Origin of the sequence: Staphylococcus massiliensis, from assembly GCF_043186315.1 — a bacterium.
In the GTDB taxonomy this organism is placed as follows: Bacteria; Bacillota; Bacilli; order Staphylococcales; family Staphylococcaceae; genus Staphylococcus; species Staphylococcus massiliensis.
Window position 1 is genome coordinate 2112752 of sequence record NZ_CP171119.1, and the last position, 14342, is coordinate 2127093.

The 14342-nt window shown below is 37.1% G+C and carries 13 protein-coding genes; 4 read left to right on the forward strand and 9 right to left on the reverse strand.

Features of this window, described 5'->3' with window-relative positions:
• Positions 1-114 precede the first annotated feature (114 nt).
• Both ACF3N8_RS10180 and cyoE read right to left on the reverse strand, forming a co-directional pair.
• Positions 115-573 (reverse strand): DUF420 domain-containing protein, encoded by a 459-nt coding sequence (locus ACF3N8_RS10180; protein ID WP_009384452.1) that lies wholly within the window; start codon positions 571-573, stop codon positions 115-117.
• Between the two features lie 20 nt (positions 574-593).
• On the reverse strand, positions 594-1502 hold the full coding sequence (gene cyoE / locus ACF3N8_RS10185; RefSeq protein ID WP_017176600.1) for a heme o synthase: 909 nt from the start codon (positions 1500-1502) through the stop codon (positions 594-596).
• Between the two features lie 209 nt (positions 1503-1711).
• Here cyoE and ACF3N8_RS10190 point away from each other — a divergent pair, with 209 nt between their 5' ends.
• Positions 1712-2629, forward strand: coding sequence for a heme A synthase (locus ACF3N8_RS10190; protein WP_009384447.1), 918 nt, complete (start codon positions 1712-1714; stop codon positions 2627-2629).
• 590 nt (positions 2630-3219) lie between these two features.
• Here the strand turns inward: ACF3N8_RS10190 and ACF3N8_RS10195 are convergent.
• The 3 genes from ACF3N8_RS10195 to ACF3N8_RS10205 form a co-directional block, all read right to left on the reverse strand.
• Positions 3220-6669, reverse strand: a complete 3450-nt coding sequence (locus ACF3N8_RS10195) for a pyruvate carboxylase (protein ID WP_009384445.1) — start codon at positions 6667-6669, stop codon at positions 3220-3222.
• Between the two features lie 208 nt (positions 6670-6877).
• On the reverse strand, positions 6878-8080 hold the full coding sequence (gene ftsW, locus ACF3N8_RS10200; protein WP_009384444.1) for a cell division peptidoglycan polymerase FtsW: 1203 nt from the start codon (positions 8078-8080) through the stop codon (positions 6878-6880).
• Between the two features lie 106 nt (positions 8081-8186).
• Entirely contained in the window at positions 8187-8459 is a 273-nt protein-coding gene (locus tag ACF3N8_RS10205) for a YlaN family protein (protein ID WP_009384443.1), read from the reverse strand.
• Between the two features lie 137 nt (positions 8460-8596).
• Here ACF3N8_RS10205 and ACF3N8_RS10210 point away from each other — a divergent pair, with 137 nt between their 5' ends.
• Positions 8597-9082, forward strand: coding sequence for a hypothetical protein (locus ACF3N8_RS10210; RefSeq protein ID WP_009384442.1), 486 nt, complete (start codon positions 8597-8599; stop codon positions 9080-9082).
• Positions 9083-9101: 19 nt separating this feature from the next.
• Positions 9102-9263 (forward strand): DUF2197 domain-containing protein, encoded by a 162-nt coding sequence (locus tag ACF3N8_RS10215; protein ID WP_009384441.1) that lies wholly within the window; start codon positions 9102-9104, stop codon positions 9261-9263.
• Between the two features lie 668 nt (positions 9264-9931).
• On the opposite strand, the gene ACF3N8_RS10220 is transcribed toward ACF3N8_RS10215, so the two are convergent.
• From ACF3N8_RS10220 to typA, 3 genes are all read right to left on the reverse strand, one after another.
• On the reverse strand, positions 9932-10822 hold the full coding sequence (locus ACF3N8_RS10220; protein WP_392449899.1) for a nuclease-related domain-containing protein: 891 nt from the start codon (positions 10820-10822) through the stop codon (positions 9932-9934).
• Positions 10819-11082, reverse strand: coding sequence for a hypothetical protein (locus ACF3N8_RS10225; RefSeq protein WP_009383615.1), 264 nt, complete (start codon positions 11080-11082; stop codon positions 10819-10821). The genes ACF3N8_RS10220 and ACF3N8_RS10225 overlap by 4 nt, the downstream gene beginning before the upstream one ends.
• Positions 11083-11177: 95 nt before the next feature.
• A complete protein-coding gene (gene typA / locus ACF3N8_RS10230) occupies positions 11178-13025 on the reverse strand; it encodes a translational GTPase TypA (RefSeq protein ID WP_392449901.1) in 1848 nt (615 codons plus the stop codon).
• 91 nt (positions 13026-13116) lie between these two features.
• Between typA and ACF3N8_RS10235 the strand changes: the two genes are divergently transcribed.
• Positions 13117-13308 carry a DUF5325 family protein gene (locus ACF3N8_RS10235; protein WP_235044505.1) on the forward strand — a complete coding sequence of 64 codons (192 nt, stop codon included), beginning with the start codon at positions 13117-13119 and terminating at the stop codon, positions 13306-13308.
• Between the two features lie 220 nt (positions 13309-13528).
• Here ACF3N8_RS10235 and ACF3N8_RS10240 read toward each other — a convergent pair whose 3' ends face one another.
• Positions 13529-14332 (reverse strand): inositol monophosphatase family protein, encoded by an 804-nt coding sequence (locus ACF3N8_RS10240; RefSeq protein WP_009383618.1) that lies wholly within the window; start codon positions 14330-14332, stop codon positions 13529-13531.
• Between the last annotated feature and the right edge of the window lie 10 nt (positions 14333-14342).

A 14342-nucleotide genomic window follows, 5' to 3' on the forward strand; every position in this document is an offset into this window, starting at 1 on the left:
AGTATAAGGGTGTGAATTGAAGTTGAGTCGTTCAGCTTCCTTTCACACCCCTTTTTAAAAGTAAAATAAGTTAAAAAAAGACCTGGAACAAAATGTCCCAGGTCTTAGAATTTATTATAAACCAAATGTTGCTTTAATTAATGACGTTGTTTCACCGCCTGGATATAAAACGTAAAGTAATACGTAAACAACTAATCCAGTAACCGCTGTACAGAACCAAATTACTGAAGCGATAGGTCCCATCTTTCTGTGGTAATTAAATTTATCTTTAAATGCTGCAATGATTTGTAGTAAACCAAGAAAACCACCAACAGTAGATAACATAATGTGGAAGATTAAGAAGATCGTATATACATTCTTAATGGCTTCTGGACCACCAAATGCTGTATTACCGATGAATATCGTACGACTAGCGTAGATAATAAAGAACAACGTAGCAAAACAACCTGCAGTTAACATAAATTTCTTATGTGATTCAATTTCACGTTTCTTAATTTTATACCAACCTATAGCAATAAGGATAGCACTTATTTGAATACAACTCGTACTAATTGTAGGTAAAATTGGGGACATATTCTTCATCCTAACAAATTTTAGATTAATTTAATTAATGATACGACTACTACAAGTACGAAGAAAAGTACTAAGTAGTTTAATGAATAAATGAACATTTTAGTAGCCCATTTCGTTTCATCTTTAGCTTTGAAGCTTGTTAAACCTAAGTAAATCCAACCTAGGTTTAATAACGTAGCGATAACAATAAACGTAACACCAAGCTTAGAAAGTAAGAATGGTAATGGTAGTAAACATACTAACCATACAAACATACTGATTCGTGTACGCTTAAATCCTTTTACAGAAGGTAACATTGGAATATGAGCCATACTATATTCATCTTGTCGTTTAATAGCTAATGCGTAGAAGTGAATTGGTTGCCAACAAAAGACAACTAAGAATAATGCAAAAGCCATGAGCGTTAAATTACCATCAATCGCAACCCAACCAATTAACGGTGGAACAGCTCCAGGGAAACTACCAACTACTGTATTCCAAGTCGTATGACGTTTAGACCAAATTGAGTAATATGAAACGTACCCTATAATACCAGCTAAACCAATAACACCAGCTGGTACGTTTAAAGTGAATAATACAATTTCACCTATAATCATCATGGCGAAACTGAGTATTAATAAATGTCTATTAGAAATTCGGTCATTTACGGTTGGTCTATTTTGTTTACTTGGCATAATTGAATCGATATCTTGATCGTAGAAGTTGTTTAATGCGCAAGCGCCACCCATGATAAGCGTTGAACCAATCATCATTAATAATATCTGTGGAATGGATGCGAGGAACGAATGATCTTTCATCACTACAGCAAGCCATGCGCCAGCAAAAGCAGGAATTAAATTACCTTGAACAAGACCCATCTTAATGATCTGTTGAAGCTCTTTGAAGGTAACGCGGCTTGATGACTGTGACATTGAGTGAACTTTATCCATTTTTCCCCTCCTAAGATTAATTCATATATTATCTATCATAAAACATATTAGATAAATTGACCATATGAATTATATCTTATTTGTGACACTTTAACGACATTCCAAATCGTCATTAATTGGACACATATCCATTTTTAATTATTGTTATACTAAAAATAATTAAAAATAAATATTCACGCCATTGTGAATGTTGATAGAGGTGTTTATCGTTGTTTAAGAAGAAGAACCTTAAATGGTTATCAATCCTAGCAACACTTACAATGATATGGGTTCAACTTGGGGGCGCACTCGTTACCAAAACTGGTTCAGCGGATGGCTGTGGCTCATCATGGCCACTTTGTCACGGTGCCCTTCTACCTCAAAATCTTCCAATAGAAACGATCATCGAATTAAGCCACCGTGCAGTATCAGGCTTCTCATTATTTATCGTACTTTGGCTTGCGATAACTGCTTGGAAGAATATTGGTCATATTAAAGAAGTTAAACCATTAAGTTGTATCAGTTTAGGATTTTTACTCATTCAAGCTTTAGTTGGTGCAGCAGCCGTATTATGGCAGCAAAACGATTATGTATTAGCACTACACTTTGGTATCTCACTCATTAGTTTCGCTTCAGTGTTTGTGTTAACTTTAATTATTTTCGATGTTGACCAAAAATACGAAGCAAATAAATTTATCATGCATAAGCCATTACGCATTATGACATGGATTATGGCATTAATTGTGTACATCGCAATTTATACAGGCGCATTAGTGCGTCACACGGATTCAAGCTTAGCATATGGGTCATTCCCATTACCTTTCCAAGACTTAATGCCTCACACAGAGCAAGATTGGATTCAGCTTACACATAGAATGTTAGCGCTAATCGTGTTTACATGGATCTTAATTACATTCATTCACGCTTCTAAACACTATAGCAACATTCGTACAATCCGTTATGGTTATACAGCTTGTTTTATTCTCGTATTACTACAAGCACTTACAGGTGCCTTATCAGTTATCACAGAAGTTAACTTAATCGTTGCGTTACTTCACGCACTATTTATTACATTATTATTTGGACTGATAAGTTACTTCATAATTTTAATATTCCGCTCGAAAAGACATCTTAAAGAGCAATCTTAATTTATGAAAAGAGATGCGGCATCACGCCGCATCTCTTTTAGTTTATCTTAATGAATTAATAGCGCCGATTCAGGCGCCCGTAAACTATTCATTTGTTTTAACTATGAAATAAATTTTAAAAAATGAGATTAGAAGCCTTATGGACAATTCCTCTAATAGCAGACTCAGAGAGCGGGGCCCGCCACATATTATAGAACAAAGAAGCCCTTGCTTCTTTGTAAGTTCAACCAACGAATTGAAAATTCGGGTTGAACTTTATACGTAAGCAAATTATCAAGCTATGCAAGCCGGGGCTCTTTCTTATGAACAAAGAAGCCTGAGCTTCTTTGTAAGTCCAACTAGCAAACTGGAAGTTTGAGTTGGACTTTTGAGACTACAGGCTCCGGCCATGCCCCAGGAAAGCATGTTGTTTTAAGGGAATTGTTTTTATGTCTCAATCTCTAAGTTCAACCAACGAATTGGAAATTCGGGTTGAGCTATACAGGAAAGCTTGCTGTTAGAGGAATTATTTAAGTTAACCTTAATAGAAGTTTAACCAATACTAAAGCCAACTCACATAGTTGTCAGTTGGCTTTAAGCTCTAGTTTAAATTATGACTCTTTCATTTCTATAAGTAAATCATTTGTTTCAACACCATCGTCTTTTGAAACATGAATCTTATCGATAATACCTTTAAACGGCGCTTGAACCGTCGTCTCCATCTTCATCGCTTCTGAAATGATTAAAGCTTGTCCTGCTTCAACTTCATCTCCTTGATGTACGAGCACATCGATGATTGTTCCTGGCATTTGAGCGCCAATGTGTTCTGGATTCGTTTTATCTGCTTTAGGTCTTACACCTTGCGCAGTTTGAATATTTTCATCTTTAATATAAATACGTCTTGCTTGGCCGTTCATATCAAAGAAGATGGTTCTAAAGCCTTTGTCGTTAGGCTTCGTGATTGTTTTTAACGTAATGATAAGAATTTTACCACGATCAATTTCAATTTGAACGGTTTCATTTTCACGCATACCAAACAAGAAGATCGGTGTATCGAGTAAAGATATATTACCAAACTGTTCGTTAGTAACGATATAGTTTTCGTATACTTTAGGATATAACGCGTAACTGATCACATCTTGATCAGTCACTGGTTTTTGTTGCTTGCTTTCAAGGTCTTTTCTCAAGGCATCGAAATCAACAGGCTCTAAATACTCACCTGGACGCTTTGTAATTGGCGTCTTACCTTTCAATACAGCTTTCTGTAAGTCCTCGTTAAAGCCACTTACCGGCTGACCGATGTCACCTCTGAAGAACGAAACGACAGATTCAGGGAAATCAAGTTTGTGACCTTCGTGAATCACCGTTTCCTCATCTAAATCATTCTGCACCATGTATAAAGCCATATCTCCAACTACTTTAGATGAAGGCGTTACTTTAACGATATCACCGAATAGGAAGTTAACACGGCGGTACATATCTTTAACCTCGTTAAAGCGATCGCCTAAACCTAAACTCTTAGCTTGTTGACGCAAGTTCGAATATTGACCACCTGGCATTTCATGTTGATAAATTTCTGTATGTGGTGAACGGATGTCGCTCTCAAAGTCGACGTAGTAGTGTCTAACAGTATCCCAATAGTGTGATAGTTGTTCTAAACCATCGATATCGGCTCTAATAGAACGATCAAAGTCAGTTAATGCATAATATAATGAGTTTTCACTCGGCTGACTTGTAGTACCACTCATTGATGATACGGCTGTATCAATAATATCGACACCGGCTTTGATCGCTTGTTGGTAAGTTAAGATGCCGTTACCACTCGTATCGTGTGAATGTAAATGAACTGGAATGTTAACCGCTTCTTTAAGCTCACTAATAAGTTCAAAGGCTGCTTTCGGTTTTAATAAACCGGCCATGTCTTTAATCGCGAGAATATGGAAACCTTCTCGTTCAAGCTCTTTCGCCATATCAATATAATACTTTAGCGTATAAATATTTGAACGCTCTGTATTTAAGATATCGCCTGTGTAACAAATCGCACCTTCAGATATCTTGCCTGCTTCTTGAACCGCTTCGTTCGCAACTTTCATTTGGTCTAACCAGTTTAGCGAATCGAATATTCTAAAGACATCGATGCCCGCTTTAGCGCTCTCGTCTACGAACTTACGAATGACATTGTCTGGATAGTTTTTATAGCCAACTGCATTCGATGCTCTTAACAACATTTGGAAAAGCACATTCGGAATTTTCTTTCTAAGACGCGTTAAACGTTCCCATGGATTCTCCTTCAGGAAATTGTACGACACATCAAACGTTGCACCGCCCCACATTTCTAAAGAGAAATTGTCTTTCATAACTTTGGACGTAAATGGTGCAATGTTCATCATATCTTTTGTACGTACGCGTGTTGCTAGTAACGACTGATGCGCATCTCTAAATGTGGTATCTGTAATGAGCACATCGTCTTGTTCAAGCACCCAATCCGCTAAAGCTTTAGGACCTTTCTCATCAAGTAAATGCTTCGTTCCTCTAAATGTTTGAATTTCACTTGGCTTAACTTGTGGAATGTCTACAGATTCGAAATGTGGTTTCTCACGTTGTTCAACATTTGGAAAACCATTAATCGTCACGTTACCAATATATTCTAACGTCTTCGTACCACGGTCTCGAGATGGTTGAATATCGAATAACTCAGGGTGTTGTTCCAAGAACTTCGTCGTATACGTGCCTTCTTTAAAGCCTTCGTGTTTAATAACATTACGTAAGAATGGAATGTTCGTTTTAACGCCGCGAATACGCATTTCCTGTAATGAACGATCCATCTTCTCTAATGTTTCTTTAAAGGACAAGGCATGTGTCGATACTTTTACTAAGAGTGAATCATAATAAGGCGAGATTTTCGCACCTTGGAAACCATCACCAGCATCAAGTCGAACACCGAAACCACCGCTTGATCGATAAGCTACGATGGTACCTGTATCTGGCATAAAATCATTTAAAGGATCTTCAGTTGTAATTCGTGATTGCACAGCGTAACCGAGCGTTTGTATATCCGCTTGCTTTGGCATGTTAATTTCATCACCGAAAAGACTTTCTCCATCAGCAATCAGAATCTGCGTCTTTACGATATCGACACCAGTTACCATTTCAGTAATCGTATGTTCCACTTGCACGCGCGGATTTACTTCAATAAAGAAAAATTCGTCGCCTGATACTAAGAACTCAACAGTACCTGCGTTAACGTATTTGATATTCTCCATAAGCTGAATCGCAGCATCGCAAATACGATTTCTTAAGTCATCATCTAAACCAACAGATGGTGCGACTTCAACTACTTTTTGGTGACGGCGTTGAATCGAACAATCGCGCTCATATAAGTGCACGATATTGCCGTCATAATCTCCTAGGACTTGGACTTCAATATGTTTCGGGTTATCGATATAACGCTCGATATACACATCGCTATCGCCGAAAGATTTCAACGCTTCTGATTTAGCTCGTGTATAAGCTTCTTCAAGCTCGTTCTCACTACGAACGATACGCATACCCTTACCGCCACCACCGCTGATGGCCTTAATCATTAAGGGGTACCCTGCCTCTTTACTAAACGCTAACGCAGCTTCATAAGACTCAATCGGACCATCCGTACCAGGTATAACAGGTAAGTTCGCTTGAATCGCAGTCGCACGCGCCTTAACTTTATCTCCAAACATATCAAGATGTTTCAGTTCAGGTCCGATAAAGACAATGCCTGCTTCACTACATCGTTTAGCGAATGTTTCATTCTCACTTAAAAAGCCATATCCCGGATGAATTGCGTCAACGTCAGCATCTTTCGCGATTTCGATAATACGTTCAATGTTCAAATAACTTTCAGCAGGCCCTAAATCTTCACCGATTAAATAGGATTCATCTGCTTTATATCTGTGTAATGAACCTAAATCTTCTTTGGAATAAATCGCTACAGTTTCAATATCAAGCTCAGTCGCAGCTCTAAAAATACGAATTGCAATTTCGCCTCTGTTCGCAACTAAAAGTTTTTTAATATGTTTCGTCATTGGAAGTCCTCCTAAGATTTCTGAAAATTCGGAATAATATCCTTTATTATACTACAAAGTTATTTTCAATTCTAGTTTCAACGACTCACCCAAAATAGTCAATTAAAGAGATATTATTTTCTTAACAATTTTTACAATTTTATAACAAATAAAAAAAGCCGTAATTAACTTTTTTCTAAGTTAATTACGACTTACAGTTTTCGTTATGTTATGCATTTTTGCGACGTTCTTGTTCGACTTTAATTTGCTTACCTGTAATAAGTAGTAAGCCCATGGCAACACTTAAACTTAACATCGATGAACCACCGAAACTTAAGAACGGTAACGGTACCCCTGTTAATGGAATTGTACCTGAAATACCACCTAAGTTAACGAATGCTTGCGTACCAATGTAACTTGCGATACCAACACATACAAGTTGGTAGAAATATGAACGCGTACGCGTCGCAAGTTCGAATGCACGGTATACAATGAAGAAAATAAGTCCTAGGATAAATAACGCACCTATTAAACCTAATTCTTCACAAATCACTGCAAAGATGAAATCGGTATGTGGTTCTGGTAAGTATCCAAGTTTCATGACACTGTTACCAAGGCCTTTTCCGAAGAAGCCACCATTACCAATTGCGATAAGCGAGTTCGCTAAGTGATAACCGATACCTGATTCGTAGTTGAATGGGTTCTCAAGCGCACTGAAACGCGCCGTTAAGTAATCCGGTAAAATATTAATATTAAAGATAAATATAATCGAAAGTGTAACTATTAAAGCGATAATAATGATTGAACCGAGCTTCAAGAAGCTTCTGATACCAACACCAGCGTATAATAGGATCGAGAACAGGATACATGAAATTAGAATCGTTTGGCCGACGTCCTTTTGTAATAGAACGAGTCCCACGCAAAAGCCAATTAAGAATAATGGTGGGAAGACGACTTTCGGATTGAATGGAATTTCATACCGCTTTCGATCGATAATATACGGAACATATAAAATAATCACGATCTTTAAAAATTCTGATGCTTGAAGGTTCATGAACCCGATGTTAAGCCAACTTTTAGATCCGTTAATGGTACTACCAATAGCTAATGTAGCGAGTAAGAGTATAACCATGATTATGATAATCGATTGCTGTACTTTCTTGTTCTTAAGAAAGTTTACATTCATGAAGTACGACATGAAGAATACCACGAAGAAACTCATCAGCACATACATTAATTGCTTATTGTAGAAGTATGTTCCTGAGACGGGTTGTCCCCCTGTTAAGGAACCTTTCGTTGCTGCAACCATACTTGCGCTGTATACCATGATGAGTCCTAAAAAACATAAAACCATATATGTAACAAGTAGCGGAAAATCAATGTATTTCGAATATTTTAAGATATACTTCACAAATTGCTTTATATTTTTCATACGTCTAAAACATCCAATTCTAGATTTAAATCTTGAAAAAATATGTGTCAAAAAGCGACACATATTTTATCTCATCATATCAGTATATATTTTGTATATCTATTATTTAAACTCTTGTAAAGGCATCGTGTAATTTAGATAATTCCTTTTCAAGTCTAGACATTAAAGCTTTGCCTTCTTCTCTATCAACTAATCCTAATTCCACAGCAAAGTCGACTTCTTTTTGTAATCCAAACATTTGTGTATCGAGTACTTCTTCGTATAATGGACATTGTGGTAGCGTAAGGTTGTCCATTTGTACTTTGATAAGTTGAAGAATACGATCTGCGTCCTTATTTAGTAATTCATAAGCAGATTGGCCCATCACTTTATTATCCATGACATACTCCCCCTATCTTTTGATTCTTTACGATAAAAGTGTATCTTAATGATACTTAAAAAGCAAGTAAAATAAAGACCTGTAGACCTTGATTTATGATATGATAGGATAAGATATTTTTTTAGGGAGTGAACAAATTGATTAGAATTACAGGCGCTGTAAATTTCCCAATTACGTTAGATAGTACGACTTGGATTTTTGATGATCGCAAGGTTCGTATTGAAGATATAGAGCGAGACGTATTTGAAGGTACTAAACCAATTAAATTCGAAGACAACCGTGAGTGGAACCGTGCAATCTTAGAAGGACAAACTAACCCACCTACGTTGAATTCCGAAATCAAATATAAGAAACGAGCAGTTCTTGAAGGTTCCTTCGTTATTAATATGACCCCATTTTTCAAAAATGCGGAACCTAAAGCAGAAGCAACAACAATCCGTTTATTCAACGGTGACGAGGCATCAATCGATGTACCTTTAGAAAAACTTCAATATCTCTTCTTCCAATTCGCAAAAGACGGTAAGCGTTTATACAGCGACAACGCTGTAGACAGTTTCGTTTACTCAAAAGAAGAAGGATATACACATCAATTTGAACATGTAACACACATTGAGGTAATTTAGAGACTCGAGGTGATTTTAAGTGTATAAAGTTAAATGTATCATTTGTGATACTGAAGTCATGATTGACGACGAAACACTTGAAGCCAAACGTTTAAAAAACAATCCTATTAAAACTTATATGTGCCCGGATTGTAAACATAAACTCGATAGACCTAAGTCTAAAGAAGACGAGAGTAAGTAGTTTTGTGGTAGGCCGGCTTGGGAGCTTTTGGCCGGTGGGTTCAATCCGGTCCATCGGATTACTCCATGACGGTGAATCAGTCCGGACTGGCGGTAATAGACTTTGATAATAGATTTAGGTGAAAGAAGGAAGGCAAACCTGTAACGGTTTGCCTTTTTATTTTGAGTTGATTTTGATTTATGGTTTGATGACGGATTTTACGTAGTTCTTTTGATGAATTAATGACTTATTCGGTGACTGACGTGGTATAGTTGAAAGTGAATTCTATACTTAAGGCATTAGTCTATGCGCGAGCAGCGGTGACTTTGGCTAAAATACATGGTTTATCACGTTTCCGAAGTCTTGTTAATCTAGACTTGTTTGATTTACACGTTTTCGAAGTCTTGTAACTTTAGACCCATTTGATTTACACGTTTTCAAAGTCTTGTAAATTTGAACCCCTTTGATTTACACGTTTCTGGATTCTTGTAAATCTAGAGCCCTTTCTTTTACACGTTTCCAAAGTCTTGTAAATTTGAAGCCCCTTGATTTACACGTTTTCAAAGTCTTGTAAATTTGAGCCCCTTTGATTTACACGTTTCCAAAATCTTGTAAATTCAGACACCTTTAATTTACATGTTTCCTAAGTCTTGTAAATTAACAGTCCAACTCACCTACAACAATAACTACTACGTAAAATAATGAAACGATTTACCGCGTTTTTCCTTTTTAAAGTAGCGTTCGCAAACTCTCCTTACAGACATAGGATTAATAACACCCTCACACCACGCACTACCTTCATTCACGGTAAACGCGTCGCCCTTAATATACTGTAACTCCTTCAGCGAATACCGGATTACCTCCTGCAATCGTTGTTCCTGCTCGCACGCCTTACACCAAACATACTTCTTCTTATACGAAATCTCTATCGTATTAATATGATAGCACTTCGGACACTTCAAACCCTTCTTCACATTAGTATGATTATACGGCTTCGGTTCATTATAATTTTTAAAGAAATCAATACTATTCGAACGAATCAATTCAAGCGTATGCCAGTCCTTTTGCGATACTCTACCATCCAAGATAAAATTAAGCTTATGAATCTCAGTCGGCAAGATAACCTGCGAGCGGTTCGGAATTTCCCCGCTAACCGTACACCTATCACTACAAAACACGAGATACGACTCAATCGCTCGCATATGATTCGATCCAGCGATAACTCGATTCACTTCATTTTCCTGACGCACTATTTGTTGAAACGGCGACGGAAACTTTTGATCGTTATAGCCAACTAACACACTATCCTCAAACCTGTAGTCACCAGCGAAATGCTTAATCTCAAATATAATTATTTTACCCTTCAAACAAACCAGAAAGTCAATCTCAATCGGGTACTGCTCATTCAGATAGAAGTTGTTCAAATAAGGCAAGTTAGGAACCTTATCAAGAAAGAACTTAAACTTCAACTCACCCGCAATCCCCGACTTAATCTTAGAAATTTTCTTAAGAACCTCACGATCCTCAGTAACTCGATGTTCCAAAGCAAGCCAATACAAATTTTGATGATTATTCTTCATGATGTCCTCCTCTTTATATAATTATACGGCCACCTTACTAGAATTACTTTAATTTCCCCTATTCTTTTTAAAAGCCCTTTAAATTCAATTATCGCCCTTTTGAAAAGCCCTTTGTATTCTATTACCAATCCAATGAATAACCCTTTAATTTCTATCACCATTCCTTTGAAAAGCCCTTTAAATACTATCATTGCCCTTTTAAAAGCACTATAAAATTTAACCATTCCAATGAAAAACCTAATTGTATGCAGTCCCCCCATTGCCGTTCCATCACTTCACTCGTCATACAAAAAACACCTAAGACAAAGACCGATTCCTCAACCGGCCATATGTCTTAGGCGCTTAATAAATAATATTATTCGTCTTCTTGCATTAATTGTTTAATAAGTTTTGCTTCTTTTTCACGTGCTGATTTATCTAAAATTTTCTTTCTTAAACGAACTGTTTCAGGAGTAACCTCTACCAATTCGTCGTCATTAATAAATTCTAAAGCTTCTTCTAATGTTAAGATACGAGGCTTTTTCATCGTTTCAGTGTTATCTTTAGTAGCTGAACGCACGTTAGTTTGTTGCTTGGCTTTTGTGATATTAACAGTTAAGTCATTATCACGGTTGTTCTCACCAACGATCATACCTTCGTACACTTCAGTACCTGGTTCCATGAAGTTCGTACCGCGGTCTTCTAAACCGATGATTGCGTATGCAGTTGCGCTACCTTTATCCATTGAAACAAGAACACCGTTACGACGGCCACCTAAACGACCTTTGATACGCGGGCGGAATTCATCGAAAGTATGGTTAATAATACCATAGCCGCGTGTTTGAGACATAAATTCTGTTGTATATCCAATTAAACCACGAGCCGGAACGTTAAAGATTAAACGTGTTAGACCGTTATCAGTCGTAACCATGTCTACCATTTCACCTTTACGTTGACCTAATGATTCAATGACACCACCAGAGAATTCTTCTGGCACTTCACATTGAACACGTTCGAATGGTTCGTGCATAACGCCGTCAATTTCTTTTAAGATAACTTGAGGTTTAGAAACTTGTAATTCGAAACCTTCACGACGCATATTTTCAATTAAGATAGATAAGTGTAATTCACCACGACCTGCTACTGTCCAAGCATCAGGTGCATCAGTTGGCGTTACTTTTAAAGAAACGTCGGTTTCTAATTGTTGATCAAGACGTTCTTGAATTTGACGTGCAGTTACGAATTTACCTTCACGTCCAGCAAAAGGCGAGTTATTTACTTTAAATGTCATTTCAAGTGTCGGTTCGTCAATTCTTAAGACTGGTAAAGCTTCTTGATGATCTTGAGGTGTAACAGTTTCACCAACGTTGATATCTTCCATACCAGATACTGCGATTAAGTCACCAGCTTTTGCTTCTTCGATTTCTTGACGTTGTAAACCAAAGTAACCGAAGATTTTCGTTACACGGAAGTTTTTAATCGAGCCGTCTAATTTAATAAGCGATACCTGTTCACCTACACGCATCGTACCGCGGAACACACGACCGATACCAATACGCCCAACGTAATCGTTATAATCAAGTAACGCTACTTGGAATTGTAAAGGCTCGTCACTGTTATCTTTTGGAGCTGGTACATGTTCAACGATTGTTTCATATAATACTTCCATGTTTTCATCTTGTTGTTCAGGATCAGCACTTGCAGTACCGTTAATTGCTGAAGCATAAACAACTGGGAAGTCTAATTGTTCATCGTTCGCTTCTAACTCGATGAATAAGTCTAAAACTTGGTCAACTACTGTTTCAGGTTGAGCTGATGGTTTATCAATTTTATTTACAACTACAACTGGTTTTAGGTTTTGTTCTAAAGCTTTTTTAAGTACGAAACGTGTTTGAGGCATTGTACCTTCATAAGCATCGACAACAAGAACAACACCGTCTACCATTTTCATAATACGTTCAACTTCGCCACCAAAGTCAGCATGTCCTGGCGTATCTAAAATATTAATACGCGTATCTTTATAGTTTACCGCAGTATTTTTAGCTAAAATTGTAATACCACGTTCTTTTTCTAAATCGTTCGAATCCATTGCACGTTCTTCAACATGTTCATTTTCACGGAAAATACCAGATTGTTTTAATAACTCATCCACTAGTGTTGTTTTACCGTGGTCAACGTGCGCGATAATCGCGATATTACGGATATCTTCTCTTAAATTTGTCATACGTTAAATTCCTTTCTTAAGTAAATTGACACTTTCTTTTGCAACTCGTTTATTATATCATATAATCATCAAAAGAATATAATAAGGTGGGTTGGTCATGAAAAAGTCTCAAACTATATTTTTCATACTTGCATTAATTGCAGTATTCTTTTTAGTAATGTTTAGCTTTAGTTTAGGCGCAAGCAATATTCCAATGATGATTTTAACATTTATATTAATGGTTGCAACATTTGGAGTTGGCTTCACCTTAAAGAAAAAGTATCGTGAAAATGATTGGCTCTAATTAAGCTATTACTATTTACCCTTTTACAGGTATAAATAAATAAGACGAGCTTAGGACAATAAATGTGAAATAGAGCATTTAAGCTTTATTTCTTACAATTCTCTAAACAGCTGACTCCTAGGGGAGTAGCGTGAGTCCGGAGACTACAGGCTCCGGCCGCGCCCCAGGAAAGCATGCTGTTTTTAGAGAATTGTAAATTATGTCCTTAGCTCGTCCTTTTTTATGAATGAATGGCGTCTAGCACATCTTGATGGTTTGCTTTGAAGTAGCTGAGTGCCTCATGATGCGCTAAATGATTTCCAGCCAAAATAGAACTTGGCTCTAAAATAGAGATATCGTCTCCATTTAAATTCGTTATCTTACCTTGCACTTCTTTTAGAATAATCCAACCACCTGCAAAGTCCCACGGCTTAAGTCTTGGCGTCATATAAAGACTTAACTGCCCTGTCGCAACATAAACAATCTCTAACGCAGCAGATCCATATGCACGCGCACTTCGAGATTGATTTACGATTGGATGGAATAATTGTGACAACTTCGGTTTCGTTAACCAATTCGGATTAACCGCAATAAGATTACGTCCAACGGAAGCATCCTCTAATATAGGTAGCTTACGGTCATTTACGTAAGCACCGTCGCCACTTTTAGCATGATATAAACGATCTTTCATGACATCATATACAAAACCTGCATACATCTCGCCATCAACAAAGATGCCTACTGAAATCGCAAAGTTTTCCTTTTGATGCACAAAATTAAGCGTTCCATCGATAGGATCGATTACCCAAATCGTTCCCTCGACATTTGTTAAGTCATGGCCATGACCTTCTTCCCCGACGATTAAGTGTGATGGGTCATGATCATGAATTTTTTGAACCAAAAATTGTTCGGTCTCTTTGTCGACATTCGTTACTAAATCATTAGGATTCGATTTAGTTTCAATATCAATGTCTTCATTCATCCATGTTCTAATATTATTTCCCGCTTCTAAAATGATTGTTTTAGCAAAATCATATAACAACATGTACTCATCT